Raw genomic sequence first — 14952 nt, forward strand, 5'->3', positions numbered from 1 at the left:
CCATCCCGAAAGGGCACAGCGCATGGAGCAGTACCAGCCCGACAGCCTCTCCGCGGCGCAGATCGCTGCGATGCGGCGCAGCCTCACGAGCGGCCGGGGCGCGCTCACCCGCCGCTCCGTGCTGCGCGCCGGAGGCGTGGGCGCACTCACCGTCGGCGGTCTCGCGGGCCTGACCGCCTGCGGCATCCCGCCGGCCAAGCGGGAGGGCCAGGGGCCGGCGTCCATCGACGTCTCGGCCAAGGAGAAGACGCTGAGCTTCTCCAACTGGACCGAGTACATGGACGTCAGCGAGGACGAGAAGTCCCGCCCGTCGCTGGAGGCGTTCGCCAGGCGGACCGGCATCAAGGTCAAGTACACCGAGGACATCAACGACAACGTCGAGTTCTTCGGCAAGATCAAGCCGCAGCTCGCGGCCGGCCAGGACACCGGCCGCGACCTGATCTGCGTCACCGACTGGCTGGCCGCCCGCATCATCCGGCTCGGCTGGGCACAGAAGCTGGACGCCGCGAACCTCCCCAACGCGTACGCCAACCTCTCCCCGCAGTTCCGGCGCCCCGACTGGGACCCGGGCCGGGCCTACTCGTACCCCTGGACGGGCATCTCGACCGTCATCGCGTACAACTCCAAGGCGACCGGCGGCCGGAAGGTCGACTCGGTCAGCCAGCTGCTCGACGACCCGGCGCTCAAGGGCCGGGTCGGCTTCCTCACCGAGATGCGCGACTCGGTCGGCATGACCCTCATCGACATGGGCAAGGACCCGGGGAAGTTCACCGACGCCGACTTCGACGCGGCCGTCGGGCGCCTCCAGAAGGGCGTCGACAAGAAGCAGATCCGCCGCTTCACCGGCAACGACTACACCTCCGACCTCGACAAGGGCGACCTGGCGGCCTGTCTCGCCTGGGCCGGTGACGTCATCCAGCTCCAGGCGGACAACCCGGACATCAAGTTCGCGATCCCCTCGGCCGGCTACATCACCTCCAGCGACAACCTGCTCGTCCCGGCGCAGGCCCGGCACAAGACCAACGCCGAGAAGCTCATCGACTACTACTACGAGCTTCCGGTCGCCGCGCAGCTGGCCGCGTACATCAACTACGTCTGCCCGGTCGACGGGGTGAAGGACGAGCTCGCCAAGATCGACCCGGAGCTCGCGAACAACACGCTGATCGTCCCCGACAAGGCGATGGCCCGGAAGTCGCACGCGTTCCGCTCGCTGAGCAGCGCGGAGGAGACCGCGTACGAGGAGAAGTTCGCCAAGCTCATCGGTGCCTGACAGCCGCCGCCCCCTTCCTTACGACCTTCCGGGACCGCAACCCATGACTGACAAGACTGCTCACACCGAAAAGAACACCGGCGGCGACGTCCGTCTCTCCGGCATCAGCAAGTCCTACGGCTCCTTCCAGGCCGTCCACCCGCTCGACCTGACGATCCCGCAGGGCTCGTTCTTCGCGCTCCTCGGCGCCTCCGGCTGCGGCAAGACGACCACGCTGCGCATGATCGCCGGCCTGGAGGACCCCACCACGGGCACCGTCTTCCTCGGCGACCGGGACGTGACCGACCTCCAGCCGTACAAACGGCCGGTGAACACGGTCTTCCAGTCCTACGCGCTCTTCCCGCACATGAACATCTTCGAGAACATCGCCTTCGGTCTGCGCCGGCGCGGCATCAAGTCGGTGAAGCCGCAGGTGGACGAGATGATCGAGCTCGTGCAGCTCGGCGAGCACGCCCACAAGAAGCCGCACCAGCTCTCCGGCGGCCAGCAGCAGCGCGTCGCCGTGGCCCGCGCGCTCATCAACCACCCGCAGGTGCTCCTGCTCGACGAGCCGCTCGGCGCGCTCGACCTCAAGCTGCGCCGGCAGATGCAGCTGGAGCTGAAGCGCATCCAGACCGAGGTCGGCATCACCTTCGTGCACGTCACGCACGACCAGGAGGAGGCCATGACCATGGCCGACCAGGTCGCGGTGATGAACGGCGGCCGTGTCGAGCAGCTCGGCGCCCCCGCCGAGCTGTACGAGAACCCGCGGACCACCTTCGTCGCCAACTTCCTCGGCACCTCCAACCTCATCGAGGCGGAGGTCCTCGAGGCCGGCGGCGCGGACGTCCTCGCCACCGCCGGCGGCGCCAAGCTCCGCGTCCCCGGCGACCGCTGTACGGACGCCGTCCGCAGCGGCGGCAAGGTGCTGGTCGGCGTGCGCCCGGAGAAGATCTCGCTGACCCACGCCGACGACGCGGGGCAGATCGCCGACGGCCGCAACCGGGTCACCGGCCGGATCGTCGACTCCTCGTTCATCGGCGTCTCCACCCAGTACGTGGTGAACTCGCCGGCCGGCGCGGAGCTCCAGGTCTACGAGCAGAACATCGAGAGGGACGCCCGCCTGGCCCCCGGCGCCGAGGTCGTCCTGCACTGGAACCCGGCCCACACCTTCGGCCTCGACGCCGCCCAGGACATCGACGCCGGCGTGGAGACGGTGGGGGACGCCGCATGAGCGCCACCCTCGTCAAGGAGACCGGGCCCCTGGAGGAGCCGGCCCTCCGCAAGCCCTCCACCCGCAAGCGGCTCGTCCCGTACTGGCTGCTGCTGCCCGGCATCGTCTGGCTGCTGGTCTTCTTCGCGCTGCCGATGGTCTACCAGGCCTCCACCTCGGTGCAGACCGGCTCCCTGGAGAAGGGCTTCGAGGTCACCTGGCACTTCCAGACCTACTGGGACGCCTTCCAGGAGTACTGGCCGCAGTTCGTCCGCTCGCTGCTGTACGCGGGCACCGCGACCCTGCTCTGTCTGCTGCTCGGCTACCCGCTGGCGTATCTGATCGCCTTCAAGGCCGGCCGCTGGCGCAACGTCCTGCTGGTCCTCGTCATCGCGCCGTTCTTCACCAGCTTCCTCATCCGGACGCTGGCCTGGAAGACGATCCTCGCGGACGACAGCCTCGTCGTGGACGCCCTCAACGCCCTGCACGTCCTCGACGTCACCAGCTGGCTCGGCTGGACCGAGGGCAGCCGGGTGCTCGCCACGCCGATGGCGGTGGTGTGCGGTCTGACGTACAACTTCCTCCCCTTCATGATCCTGCCGCTGTACACCTCGCTGGAGCGGATCGACGGGCGGCTGCACGAGGCCGCCCAGGACCTCTACGCCTCCCCGGCGACCACCTTCCGCAAGGTGACGTTCCCGCTGTCCATGCCGGGTGTCGTCTCCGGCACGCTGCTCACCTTCATCCCGGCGAGCGGTGACTACGTCAACGCCGAGCTGCTCGGCTCGACCGACACCAAGATGGTCGGCAACGTCATCCAGTCGCAGTTCCTGCGGGTCCTCGACTATCCGACGGCCGCCGCGCTGTCCTTCATCCTCATGGCGATCGTGCTGCTCATGGTCACCGTCTACATCCGCCGGGCGGGAACGGAGGACCTGGTCTGATGCGTTGGATCCGACAGCACCTCGTCGTCATCGCGGGTCTGCTCACGCTCGCGTACATGATCCTGCCGAACGTCGTCGTGATGGTGTTCTCGTTCAACAAGCCGAACGGGCGCTTCAACTACGCGTGGCAGCAGTTCTCCCTGGACGCCTGGAAGGACCCCTGCGGCGTCGCGGACATGTGCGAGTCCCTCTCGCTCTCGCTCCAGCTCGCCGCCTGGGCGACGGTCGGCGCGGTCGTGCTCGGCACGATGATCGCGTTCGCGCTCGTCCGCTACCGCTTCCGGGCGCGCGGCGCGATCAACTCGCTGATCTTCCTGCCGATGGCGATGCCCGAGGTCGTCATGGCCGCCTCGCTGCTCACGCTCTTCCTCAACATGGGGGCCGAGCTGGGCTTCTGGACGGTCCTGATCGCCCACATCATGTTCTGCCTGTCGTTCGTCGTGACGGCGGTCAAGGCGCGTGTGATGTCCATGGACCCGCGTCTTGAGGAGGCAGCGCGCGACCTCTACGCCGGACCGGTGCAGACCTTCCTGCGGGTGACGCTGCCGATCGCCGCTCCCGGCATCGCGGCCGGCGCCCTGCTCGCCTTCGCGCTCTCGTTCGACGACTTCATCATCACCAACTTCAACGCGGGCTCCACCGTGACCTTCCCCATGTTCGTCTGGGGCTCGGCGCAGCGCGGTACGCCCGTCCAGATCAACGTCATCGGTACGGCGATGTTCGTCATCGCGGTCCTGGTGGTAGTGGCCGGACAGATCGTCACAAGCCGGCGCAAGAAAACAGCAACAGCCTGACCGACCGTCGGTCAGGCACCGAAGGAGTTGGAAACCATGGCCCCAGTCGCCATGCGTCTCGCTGCACAATCTCTCTCCGACGCCCAGCCCGTCCCCTTCTGGCTGGAAGACCCCGGCAAGCCCGGAGCCGTCCCCGCCCTCACCGGCACCGAGCGGTGCGACCTGCTCGTCGTGGGCGGCGGCTACAGCGGACTGTGGACCGCGCTCCTCGCCAAGGAGCGCGACCCCTCCCGGGATGTCGTGCTCATCGAAGGCCGCGAGGTGGGCTGGGCCGCCTCGGGCCGCAACGGCGGTTTCTGCGCCGCCTCCCTCACCCACGGCCTGGGCAACGGGCTCGCCCGCTGGCCGGGCGAGCTCGCCACCCTGGAGCGGCTGGGCGAGCGGAACCTCGACGCCATCGAGGAGGCCGTCGCCCGCTACTCCCTGGACTGCGACTTCGAGCGCACCGGCGAGATCGACGTGGCCACCGAGGCCTACCAGCTGGACGAGCTCCACGAGCTGTACGAGGAGGCCGACCGGCTCGGTCTCGCGGACGGCATGGAGTTCCTGGACCGCGACGCGGTCCGGGCCGAGGTCGACTCGCCGACCTTCCAGGGCGGTCTGTGGGACCGCCGCGGGGTCGCCATGCTCCACCCGGCGAAGCTGGCCTGGGGCCTCAAGCGGGCCTGTCTCGACCTGGGCGTGCGGATCTTCGAGAACACCCCGGCGCTCGACCTGGTGTCGGCGGGCGGCGGCATGGCCGTGCGCACGCCCTACGGCCGGGTCGCGGCCCGCCGGGTCGCCCTCGGCACCAACGTCTTCCCCTCGCTGGTCAAGCGGCTGCGGCACTACACGGTCCCGGTCTACGACTACGCGCTGATGACCGAGCCGCTCTCGGACGCGCAGCTGGCCTCCATCGGCTGGAAGAACCGGCAGGGCCTCGGCGACAGCGCCAACCAGTTCCACTACTTCCGGATCACCGCGGACAACCGCATCCTGTGGGGCGGCTACGACGCGGTGTACCCCTTCGGCGGCAAGGTGACCGCCGAGATGGACCACCGCCCGGAGACGTATCTGAAGCTCGCCGGGCACTTCTTCACCTGCTTCCCGCAGCTGGAGGGCCTGCGCTTCAGCCACGCCTGGGGCGGAGCCATCGACACCTGCTCGCGCTTCTCGGCCTTCTTCGGCACCTCGCACCAGGGCAAGGTGGCGTACGCGCAGGGCTACACCGGCCTCGGCGTGGGCGCGACGCGCTTCGGCGCGGACGTGATGCTGGACCTGCTGGCGGGTGAGCGGACCGAGCGGACGCAGCTGGAGATGGTCCGCTCCAAGCCGCTGCCGTTCCCGCCGGAGCCGATCGCCTGGGCCGGCATCGGGCTGACCAAGTGGTCGCTGGCCCGGGCCGACGAGAACGGCGGCCGGCGGAACCTGTGGCTGAAGACGATGGACAAGCTGGGCCTGGGCTTCGACAGCTGACGGAACCTGTGACGCAGCTCACAACCAGCGGGTAGGAAACCCGCGTCATAACCGCGAGGCAGCCCCCTCTCTCCGTGTGGACACCGCGACCGGCGGGTCCCTGTGGAGAGGAGACCGTTGCGATGACTGGTTCGGGGGCTTCGGACGCCAGGACGGCCGTGGAGTGGCTGGCCTCGGTCGCACCCGATCCCGACGCCTGCCGGTGGGAGTGGGAGCGCAACCCGCACGGGGTCGCGCTGCTGCCCGCCGGCAGGCGCTGGGACGTGCTGATCCTGCCGGCCGAGCTCGGCTATCCGACGCTCGACGTGCTGACCCGGCTGGTGGACCGGCCCGGGCCGGTCCTGGCGGACTTCGGCGACGCCCGGATGGGCTTCTTCGTGCCGCCGGGGACCGCCGCCCGCTGGCTCGGCACCGGGGTGCGCGGCGCGGGCAGCGGCACCTGGATCGTCGTCCCGTATCCCGGGCGCGCGGCCGGCGGGGTGCGCTGGCTGGTGGCGCCGGACGCCTCGGGCACGCTCACGGACGCCACCCTGCTCGAACTGGCCATGCACGAGGCGGCCGGCCAACTGGCGCGCGGAAAAGGGGAGATCGAGGGAGTCTGAGGCACCGTCATGCCGAACAGAGGTCTTGACCACTCAATTGGTCTGGACCATGCTGTGGCGCGCTCCACCTCGATTCCCCCCACTCCCGGAGGCAGTTGTGGACCGCTCCAGACCTCTCACCCTGCTCCTCGCGGGCGCCCTCGCCGCCGGCGGACTCGTGGCGCTCACCCCCCTGGCCCACGCCGCCGACACCGAGCTCGCCCGCAACGGCGGCTTCGAGTCCGGCCTGGACGGCTGGAGCTGTACGGCGGGCAGCGGAGCCGTCGTCCCGTCGCCCGTGCACGGCGGGACGAAGGCCCTCCAGGCGACCCCCGCGGGCAGCGACAACGCCCGGTGCTCCCAGACCGTCACCGTGAAGCCGAACTCCACCTACGCGCTCAGCGGCTGGGTCCGCGGCAGCTACGTCTACCTCGGCGCCTCCGGCACCGGCACCACCGACGTCTCCACCTGGACCCAGTCGGCCCCCGACTGGCAGCGCCTCGCCACCAGCTTCACCACCGGCGCCTCGACCACCTCGGTCACGATCTACACCCACGGCTGGTACGGCACCGGCGCCTACCTCGCCGACGACCTGTCCCTCCTCGGCCCGGGCGGCGACCCGGTCCAGGTCCCCGCGACCCCGACCGGCCTGACCGCGGGCTCCGCGACCTCCTCCTCCGTCACGCTGAGCTGGCCGGCGGTGGCGGGCGCCACGAGCTACAAGGTCCACAAGGACGGCGCCCCGCTCGCGACCGTCACCGGCACCTCGTACACGGCGACCGGCCTGGCCGCCGCCACCTCGTACACCTTCCAGGTCTCGGCGGCCAACAGCGCCGGGGAGTCGGCGAAGTCCACCGCCGTGACCGGGACGACCACCAGCGGGGGCGGCGGCAACCCCGGCGGGACCCTGCCCGCCCACGCGCTCGTCGGCTACCTCCACGCGAGCTTCGCCAACGGCTCCGGCTACACCCGGATGGCCGACGTCCCCGACTCCTGGGACGTCATCAACCTCGCCTTCGGCGAGCCGACCTCGGTGACCTCGGGCGACATCCGCTTCAGCCTCTGCCCCGCGACCGCGTGCCCGAACGTGGAGTCCGTCGCCGACTTCAAGGCCGCCATCAAGGCCAAGCAGGCCGCGGGCAAGAAGGTCCTGATCTCCATCGGCGGCCAGAACGGCCAGGTCCAGCTCGCCACCACCGCCGCCCGCGACACCTTCGTCTCCTCCGTCTCGAAGATCATCGACGAGTACGGACTCGACGGCCTCGACATCGACTTCGAGGGCCACTCCCTGTCGCTCCAGACCGGCGACACCGACTTCCGCAACCCGACCAGCCCGGTCATCGTCAACCTGATCTCGGCGGTGAAGGCGCTGAAGGCCAGATACGGCGCCGGCTTCGTCCTGACGATGGCCCCCGAGACCTTCTTCGTCCAGCTCGGCTACCAGTACTACGGCTCCGGCCCCTGGGGCGGCCAGGACCCGCGCGCCGGCGCGTACCTCCCGGTCATCCACGCCCTGCGCGACGACCTCACCCTGCTGCACGTCCAGGACTACAACTCGGGCTCGATCATGGGCCTCGACAACCAGTACCACTCGATGGGCGGCGCGGACTTCCACATCGCGATGACCGACATGCTCCTGACGGGCTTCCCCGTGGCCGGCGACACCTCCCGCGTCTTCCCGGCCCTCCGCCCCGAGCAGGTCGCCATCGGTCTGCCCGCCTCCACCCAGGCCGGCAACGGGTACACCGCCCCGGCCGAGGTGAACAAGGCCCTGGACTGCCTGACGAAGAAGCAGAACTGCGGCACGTACCAGACCCACGGCAGCTGGCCGGCCCTGCGCGGCCTGATGACCTGGTCGATCAACTGGGACCGCTACAACCAGGGCGAGTTCAGCCGGAACTTCGACGCCTACTTCCCCTGACGCGGCCCGCCCGAGGCGGCGAACAGGATCAGCACGCCGAGGCAGCAGCTGGCCAGCACGTCCAGGGGCCAGTGGTAGCCCCGCAGGACCAGCCCGGTGCCCGTCACCGCCGTGAGCACGGCGGCGACGGGCACCAGGCGCCGGGACACCAGGAAGGCCGCGCCGAAGTAGGCGACCAGGGCGGTGGCCGTGTGCCCCGAGGGGTAGTAGCCGTGCGCCCAGGGCTCCAGCGGGCCCGGCCGGGCGGTCCACTCCTTCAGGGGGACCACCAGCAGCGGTACGGCGGCCATGGCGAGCCCCGCGAAGAGGGCGGCGGCGCGGCGCCCCCGCGCGTACGCGTACGCCATGGCGGCGAGAAGCACCGGAAGGGCGACCAGGGGCCCTCCCAGATCGGAGGCGGCCTCGCTCAGACCGCGCGGGACGGTGTCCACCAGGGCGCGGGAGAGGCGTTCGTCGAGACGGGCCAACGGGCCGCGGACCACCACCTGCCAGGTGGTGAGGGCGAGGGCGACAAGGGCCCAGAAGGCAGCCGACCGCCCCGGAACAGGGGGGGTGGTTCCGGGGCGGTCGCCTTGACCGGGCTGCCGCGCGCCCCGGGGGGTGTGGGGCGGGCGGCCATCCGATCGGTGAGGAGTTCCGGAGCCCAGGGCTCCAGCGGTGTGCGCGAGGGCACGGTGTGGGCGGGGCTGGGGAGGCTCCGCCCGGGGTGTTTCTCTCATCTGCAGAAACCGTACGGCACGAAAAGGGGGACCGACAGCCGGATCTCCATCCCGCCATCGGCCCCCCACAGCTTCTTCACACGGAGCGTCAGATCTGGGTGAACGCGCTTTCGATCACGTCCAGGCCCTCGTTCAGAAGGTCGTCACCGATCACCAGCGGCGGCAGGAAGCGCAGCACGTTGCCGTAGGTGCCACAGGTCAGCACGAGGACGCCCTCGGCGTGGCAGGCCTTCGCGAGCGCGCCGGCGGCCTCCGGGTTCGGCTCCTTGGTCGCCTGGTCCTTGACCAGCTCGATCGCGATCATCGCACCGCGGCCGCGGATGTCGCCGATGATCGGGAACTTCTCCTGCATGGCCGTCAGACGGGCCTTCATGACGGACTCGATCTTCTTCGCCGCGGCGTTGAGGTCGAGCTCCTTCATGGTCTCGATGGCGCCGAGCGCACCGGCGCACGCGACCGGGTTGCCGCCGTAGGTGCCGCCCAGGCCGCCGCCGTGGACGGAGTCCATGATCTCGGCGCGGCCGGTCACCGCGGCGAGCGGCAGACCGCCCGCGATGCCCTTGGCGGTGGTGATGAGGTCGGGGACGATGCCCTCGTCCTCACAGGCGAACCACTGGCCGGTGCGGCAGAAGCCGGACTGGATCTCGTCCGCGACGAACACGATGCCGTTGTCGTTGGCGAACTTCACGATCGCCGGCAGGAAGCCCTTGGCCGGCTCGATGAAGCCGCCCTCGCCGAGGACCGGCTCGATGATGATCGCGGCGACGTTCTCGGCGCCGATCTGCTTGCTGATCTGGTCGATCGCCTGGGCGGCGGCCTCGGGGCCGCAGTTCTCCGCACCGGTGGGCCAGCGGTAGCCGTAGGCGACCGGCACGCGGTAGACCTCGGGCGCGAACGGGCCGAAGCCCTGCTTGTACGGCATGTTCTTCGCCGTCAGCGCCATCGTGAGGTTCGTCCGGCCGTGGTAGCCGTGGTCGAAGACGACGACGGCCTGGCGCTTGGAGTACGAACGGGCGATCTTGACCGCGTTCTCGACCGCCTCGGCGCCCGAGTTGAACAGGGCGGACTTCTTGGCGTGGTCGCCCGGGGTCAGCTCGGACAGCGCCTCGCAGACCTCCACGTAACCCTCGTACGGCGTCACCATGAAACAGGTGTGGGTGAAGTCGGCGAGCTGCGCGGAGGCGCGGCGCACCACGGCCTCGGCGGAGGCGCCGACGGAGGTCACGGCGATGCCGGAGCCGAAGTCGATCAGCTGGTTGCCGTCGACGTCCTCGATGATGCCGCCGCCGGCCCGCTTGGTGAACACGGGCAGCACGGAGCCCACGCCACCGGCGACCGCGTCGAGACGGCGGGCCTGAAGCTCCTGCGACTTCGGGCCGGGGATGGCGGTGACGACGCGCCGCTCCTGCGGGACAGCGTTCATGCGGGGCTCCTGGGGGTGTTCTGGACGCACTTGCGGGTTTCCTCCGCAGGCTAGGCGCGAGGGAGGGCGAGAGGCATGCGCCGATCGGGAGTGTTGGGGGGTGTGTCGTTGTCCGCGGTGGACATGGCGGCGCTCCGGACGGCACTCGTGACGGCACGCTGCCGCCCGGCTGGGCGAAACGGCTCGGACGGCGCCGATCACCACTAGATTGACGCTTGCACGGATGCGGCGACCTGGCTGGTCAGGGGGCAGGGGTTCATGGAGACCGAAGGCACGTACGAGTCACGCGACCCGTCCGGCGGGACGTGGCCCCGACCGGCCCGGGAGGCGCCGACGGGGGTGCCGCGGCCTGGGGGGCCGGGGGGCGGGGTGCCGGCGGTTCCGCCGACCGGCCGGCCGCCGAGCCCGGCGGTCGAGCCGGGCGCGACGCAGACGCCCCCTCCGGCCGCCGCCCCGCTCGTTCCCCCCGCCCCCCTCGTCCCTCCGCGCCCGGCCGCCGCCCCGCCGCCGCCGGACCGGGCGCCCGAGGCGCGCCATCCGGTGGCCGAGTGGCTGGACGCGCCACGGCCCGAGGCGGGGCTGGGGATCTGGCGGTACCGGTACGCGCAGACGGCGTACCCCCCGGCCGAGCGGATCAAGCCGGTCACCATCGCCGGCATGTTCATCCCGGTGCTCATCGGGATGTTCCTCTGGTCCTCCTGGACGCGAGGCGTCGTCCCCTACGGCTACCTCCCGCTCCAGGCCCTCACGCCGTCGGAGTGGTGGTGGCCCGGGACCACCTCCCCGCGGGACTGGCACGGGGGCGAGGCACACCGCGTCTTCGCCGGTGTCGTCTTTCTCCTGATGCTCTGGGCGATCGACCGGATCGGCGGCTGGCGCAGGGTCACGCAGTTCTATCTCGACCGTTGCCGCCCGCCGGTCCGCGCCGCGCTCGCCGGCGTCCTCGCCCTGGTCGTCCTCGCGCTGGTCTGGCCCGAGGTGCCGGGCCTCGACTGGGACCCGCTCCCGATCGTCCCCGCGGTGATGGGCCTCACCGCCCTGCTCACCGGCGGCTACGACACCTTCGCCTCGCCCCTCCTCGTCTACTCCCTGTACGCGGTGATCACGGCGCTGGTCGTCTGGCCGTTCGCCAGGCTCGGCCGCTGGGCGGAGCTCCTCCGCGCCCGTCGGACCGCAGCCGCCGACGTGGCCGCCCGGCACCCCGCCGCGCCCGCCGTCCCGCTGTCCCAGTGGCCGCAGCTGAGGGAGTCCGGGGAGCACCAGGCCGCCGACCGGCTCGCCGTCGACGTGGCCGGCGGACGGATGAACGACGTCGACTGCGCGCGCGTCCGCCGCGCCTGGCGGGAGACCGCCCGCGACACCGCGGGGCGTGCCGCCCTCGTCCGCGCCCTCCTGGAACAGGGTGCCGCGGCGGCCACCCACCCTTCGGGCGCCCGCGACCTTCCCCACCGCTCGACCCCGCACGACCTGCTCACGGGCCAGGTCCTGCTCGGGCGCTACGCCCCGGCCGAACGCACCCCGTACGCCTACCACGGTGCCGGACTCGCCCTCGAACCCGGAGTGCTCGGCACCTCGCTCCTGGCCGTCGGCCCCTCGGGCACCGGAAAGAGCCGCGCCCTGGTCGGACCGGTCGTCGAGTCGCTCGTCCTCCAGGCCCTCACCGGCAGCTGCGCCGTCGTCGCCGTCGGCACGCCCCGTGCACCGCTCGGACCCGACGCGGCGTACGACGTCGTGGTGCGTCTCGGCGACCCGTCCTCCGCCTACGACCTGGACCTGTACGCCGGGTCCACCGACGCCGACGAGGCCGCGGCCGTCCTCGCCGAGGGGCTGGTCGGGGACATGGAGGGCGTGGAGATGCGGCGCGCCGCCACCGCGCTGGCCCAGCTCATCGGCCCGTACCGGGCCGCGCACGGCCGCTTCCCGACCGTGCCGGTCCTCCGCGAGTTGCTCGAAGGGATCCCCGAGACGCTGCGGGCCCTGCTCGACCTCCTGCCGCCGGAGGGCGCGCAGACCATGCGGCGCGAGCTGGACTCCCGGATGCGGCAGGTGGGCACCCCGACGGATGTCGGCCCCGTCCTCGCCGACCGGCTCGCCGTGCTCGACCGGCCCGTCTTCGCCGGGTTCTTCGGCGGCGGGAGCGAGGTGCGGCCCTTCTCGCTCCAGGCGGTCGCCCAGCACCCGATGCGGGTGCGGATCAGCCTGCCGGAGGGCGGCCACGAGGAGGCGGGCCGCCTGCTCAACCGGCTCGTCCTCGCCCAGTTCCAGGCCGTCACCCGCGCGCGTGCCGGGCGCGGGCCCTTCGCCTGCCTGGTGCTCGACGACGCGGCGGGCGCGCTCACCCCGGGGACGGTCCAGGCCCTGCAGGGCCTGCGACCCCAGCACGCGGGTGTCGTGCTCGCGCTGCGCACCCTCGCGGACGTGCCCGCCGCGCTGCACGGGCCGCTCCTCGCGGCGGTCGGCTGCCGGATGGCCTTCGCCGGGGTGTCCGCCTGGGAGGGCCGGGCCTTCGCGCAGGCGTGGGGCACCGAACGGGTGGAGGCCACCGAGGTGGCCCACCACACGGTCTTCGCGGACGCGCCCATGACACGGGTCCTGCACGCCCTGCGGAAGAAGCTCACGGGCGAGGCCGTGACGACGGAGGCCGTCACCGTCCGCGAGGTCGAACGCGAGCGGTGGTCCGCCTCCGACCTCGCCCACTCCGTCCCCCTCGGGCACGCCGTCGTCTCCCTCACCCATGTGGACGGCGAGCAGACGCCGCCCTTCCTGGTGCGGCTGGGCGGCTGAGGGCGCCCCCCTCGGCGGGCTGGCACAATCGGGGGCGCGCCGCCGGACAGGCGGCGCGCCTCCCTCCCCTCAAAGACGGTCCCCAATGCCGCCCACCCTCGCCTCGCTCGTCCAGCACTCGGCGCTCAAGCTCACCGTCCGTGCCGGTGAGGACCGCCTCGACACCCCCGTGCGCTGGGCGCACGTCAGCGAGCTCGCCGACCCCGTCCCCTACATGGAGGGCGGCGAGCTGCTGCTCACCACCGCGCTCACCCTCGACGCCGAGGACCCGGAGGCGATGCGCCGCTACGTCCGGCGGCTGCTCGGGGCGGGCGTGGTCGGGCTCGGCTTCGCCGTCGGCGTCAACTACGAGGAGATCCCGCGGGCGCTCCTGGACGCGGCCCGCGAGGAGTCCCTGCCGCTGCTCGAAGTGCCGCGCCGCACCCCGTTCCTCGCGATCAGCAAGGCCGTGTCGGCGGCCATCGCCGCCGACCAGTACCGGGCGGTGACCGCCGGCTTCGAGGCCCAGCGCGAACTGACCAGGGCCGCCCTCGCCGAGGGCCCGGACGCCGTCGTCGCCCGGCTCGCCGCGCACATCGACGGCTGGGCCGCGCTGTACGACACCTCCGGCAGCGTCCTCGCCGCCTCGCCCGAGTGGGCCGCCCGCCGGGCCGCCCGCCTCACCGCCGACGTCGAACGGCTCCGCGAGCGCCCCGCGCCCGCCAGCGCCGTGGTCGGCGGCACCGACGACCGGGTCGAGCTGCAGTCCCTGGGCACCGGACGCCGGGTGCGCGGTGCGCTCGCCGTCGGCACGGGGGCGCCGCTGGGCACGGCCGAGCGGTACGCGGTGCACTCCGCCATCGCCCTGCTCACCCTCACGACGGAACGCTCCCGGTCCCTCCAGGCCGCCGAACAGCGGCTCGGCGCGGCCGTGCTGCGGATGCTGCTCGCCGGGCAGCCCGACCACGCCCGCGCGGTCGCCGGCGACCTCTACGGCGGCCTGCTCGACGCGCCCTTCCGGCTGCTCATCGCCGAGCCCGCGTCGACCGAGGCGAGCTCGGGCGAGGCCCCGCTCGCGGTGCTCGCCGAGTCGCTCGAAGCCGCCGCGGCCCGGGCGGGCGAGTCCGTCCTGACCGTGCCCGAGTCCGAGGAACGGCTCATGGTCCTCGCCGGGGACGGGGGAGCGGTGGTCACCGCCTGCGAGGCGTACGCGTCACGGGAGGCCGAGGAGGCCGAGGTCTTCGTCGGCCTGTCCGCCCCGACCGGCCCGATCGCGGCCGCCGCCGCGTACAAGCAGGCCGAACAGGCCCTGTCCGTCGCCCGCCGCCGCGGCAGGGCCCTCGTCGAGCACGAGGAGCTGGCCGCCGGATCCGTCCTGCCGCTCCTCGCCGACGACGCCGTCCGCGCCTTCGCCGACGGGCTGCTGCGCGCCCTCTACGAGCACGACGCCACCGGCCGCGGCGACCTCGTCGCCTCCCTGCGCGCCTGGCTCTCGCGGCACGGCCAGTGGGACGCGGCCGCCGCCGACCTGGGCGTCCACCGGCACACCCTGCGCTACCGGATGCGCCGCGTGGAGGAGATCCTCGGGCGGTCGCTCGACGACCCGGACGTGCGGATGGAGCTGTGGCTGGCCCTGAAGGCGACGGGGGAGGGCGGGGGAGGGGGCCCGGCGGAGTAGCCGGACGCGAACCGGGTGACACGGCCGGCGGATTCGGTGTGGCCGATGGGGCCGATGGGGCCGATGGGGCCGACGTCGCCGACCTGGTCGGTGTGGCCGGCGTCGCCGACATGGCCGACGTGGTCGGTGTGGCCGGCGTCGCCGACATGGCCGACGTGGCCGGTGTGGCCGACGTGGCCGAGACGGCATGATCGGGGCGTCAATCGCCTTCA

General features: G+C 72.2%; 12 protein-coding genes. 10 read left to right on the forward strand and 2 right to left on the reverse strand.

The genetic code is table 11. The annotated features are described in order from the left end of the window. Positions 1 to 22: 22 nt before the first annotated feature. The 7 genes from ACH414_RS10410 to ACH414_RS10440 all read left to right on the forward strand — a co-directional run bounded on the left by ACH414_RS10410 (position 23) and on the right by ACH414_RS10440 (position 8157). Positions 23 to 1270, forward strand: coding sequence for a spermidine/putrescine ABC transporter substrate-binding protein (locus ACH414_RS10410; protein WP_386569979.1), 1248 nt, complete (start codon positions 23 to 25; stop codon positions 1268 to 1270). A gap of 43 nt (positions 1271 to 1313) precedes the next feature. After that, positions 1314 to 2483 carry an ABC transporter ATP-binding protein gene (locus ACH414_RS10415; protein ID WP_391770271.1) on the forward strand — a complete coding sequence of 390 codons (1170 nt, stop codon included), beginning with the start codon at positions 1314 to 1316 and terminating at the stop codon, positions 2481 to 2483. Further along, entirely contained in the window at positions 2480 to 3406 is a 927-nt protein-coding gene (locus ACH414_RS10420) for an ABC transporter permease (protein ID WP_382547916.1), read from the forward strand. Before ACH414_RS10415 ends, ACH414_RS10420 begins: the two co-directional genes overlap by 4 nt. Further along, positions 3406 to 4200, forward strand: a complete 795-nt coding sequence (locus tag ACH414_RS10425; RefSeq protein ID WP_382547914.1) for an ABC transporter permease — start codon at positions 3406 to 3408, stop codon at positions 4198 to 4200. The genes ACH414_RS10420 and ACH414_RS10425 overlap by 1 nt, the downstream gene beginning before the upstream one ends. 36 nt (positions 4201 to 4236) lie before the next feature. Further along, positions 4237 to 5655 carry an NAD(P)/FAD-dependent oxidoreductase gene (locus ACH414_RS10430; RefSeq protein WP_382547912.1) on the forward strand — a complete coding sequence of 473 codons (1419 nt, stop codon included), beginning with the start codon at positions 4237 to 4239 and terminating at the stop codon, positions 5653 to 5655. 122 nt (positions 5656 to 5777) lie between these two features. Then, complete coding sequence (locus ACH414_RS10435; protein ID WP_382547910.1) at positions 5778 to 6257, forward strand: hypothetical protein; 480 nt, start codon at positions 5778 to 5780, stop codon at positions 6255 to 6257. Between the two features lie 97 nt (positions 6258 to 6354). Continuing rightward, the gene (locus ACH414_RS10440; RefSeq protein ID WP_382547908.1) at positions 6355 to 8157 is read left to right on the forward strand and encodes a chitinase; all 1803 of its coding nucleotides are present in this window, start codon (positions 6355 to 6357) and stop codon (positions 8155 to 8157) included. Here ACH414_RS10440 and ACH414_RS10445 read toward each other — a convergent pair. After that, complete coding sequence (locus ACH414_RS10445; protein WP_382547906.1) at positions 8145 to 8624, reverse strand: phosphatase PAP2 family protein; 480 nt, start codon at positions 8622 to 8624, stop codon at positions 8145 to 8147. The genes ACH414_RS10440 and ACH414_RS10445 overlap by 13 nt on opposite strands. Before the next feature lie 340 nt (positions 8625 to 8964). Next, complete coding sequence (gene gabT / locus ACH414_RS10450) at positions 8965 to 10299, reverse strand: 4-aminobutyrate--2-oxoglutarate transaminase (RefSeq protein WP_398941468.1); 1335 nt, start codon at positions 10297 to 10299, stop codon at positions 8965 to 8967. Between the two features lie 258 nt (positions 10300 to 10557). Between gabT and ACH414_RS10455 the strand changes: the two genes are divergently transcribed. The 3 genes from ACH414_RS10455 to ACH414_RS10465 all read left to right on the forward strand — a co-directional run bounded on the left by ACH414_RS10455 (position 10558) and on the right by ACH414_RS10465 (position 14931). After that, positions 10558 to 13083 (forward strand): ATP/GTP-binding protein, encoded by a 2526-nt coding sequence (locus ACH414_RS10455; RefSeq protein ID WP_398941470.1) that lies wholly within the window; start codon positions 10558 to 10560, stop codon positions 13081 to 13083. 85 nt (positions 13084 to 13168) lie between these two features. Next, positions 13169 to 14740 carry a PucR family transcriptional regulator gene (locus tag ACH414_RS10460; RefSeq protein WP_382547901.1) on the forward strand — a complete coding sequence of 524 codons (1572 nt, stop codon included), beginning with the start codon at positions 13169 to 13171 and terminating at the stop codon, positions 14738 to 14740. 38 nt (positions 14741 to 14778) lie between these two features. Further along, positions 14779 to 14931 carry a hypothetical protein gene (locus ACH414_RS10465; protein WP_398941472.1) on the forward strand — a complete coding sequence of 51 codons (153 nt, stop codon included), beginning with the start codon at positions 14779 to 14781 and terminating at the stop codon, positions 14929 to 14931. The last annotated feature ends 21 nt before the right edge of the window (positions 14932 to 14952 follow it).

Origin of the sequence: Streptomyces sp. NPDC020422, from assembly GCF_044386705.1 — a bacterium.
Classification (GTDB): domain Bacteria; phylum Actinomycetota; class Actinomycetes; order Streptomycetales; family Streptomycetaceae; genus Streptomyces.

What these genes read in the sequence shown, in the direction of transcription:
- ACH414_RS10410 (WP_386569979.1), top strand. Translation starts at nt 23, where the DNA reads ATGGAGCAGTACCAGCCCGACAGCCTCTCCGCGGCGCAGATCGCTGCG.
- ACH414_RS10415 (WP_391770271.1), top strand. Translation starts at nt 1,314, where the DNA reads ATGACTGACAAGACTGCTCACACCGAAAAGAACACCGGCGGCGACGTC.
- ACH414_RS10420 (WP_382547916.1), top strand. Translation starts at nt 2,480, where the DNA reads ATGAGCGCCACCCTCGTCAAGGAGACCGGGCCCCTGGAGGAGCCGGCC.
- ACH414_RS10425 (WP_382547914.1), top strand. Translation starts at nt 3,406, where the DNA reads ATGCGTTGGATCCGACAGCACCTCGTCGTCATCGCGGGTCTGCTCACG.
- ACH414_RS10430 (WP_382547912.1), top strand. Translation starts at nt 4,237, where the DNA reads ATGGCCCCAGTCGCCATGCGTCTCGCTGCACAATCTCTCTCCGACGCC.
- ACH414_RS10435 (WP_382547910.1), top strand. Translation starts at nt 5,778, where the DNA reads ATGACTGGTTCGGGGGCTTCGGACGCCAGGACGGCCGTGGAGTGGCTG.
- gabT (WP_398941468.1), bottom strand. Translation starts at nt 10,299, where the DNA reads ATGAACGCTGTCCCGCAGGAGCGGCGCGTCGTCACCGCCATCCCCGGC.
- ACH414_RS10455 (WP_398941470.1), top strand. Translation starts at nt 10,558, where the DNA reads ATGGAGACCGAAGGCACGTACGAGTCACGCGACCCGTCCGGCGGGACG.
- ACH414_RS10460 (WP_382547901.1), top strand. Translation starts at nt 13,169, where the DNA reads ATGCCGCCCACCCTCGCCTCGCTCGTCCAGCACTCGGCGCTCAAGCTC.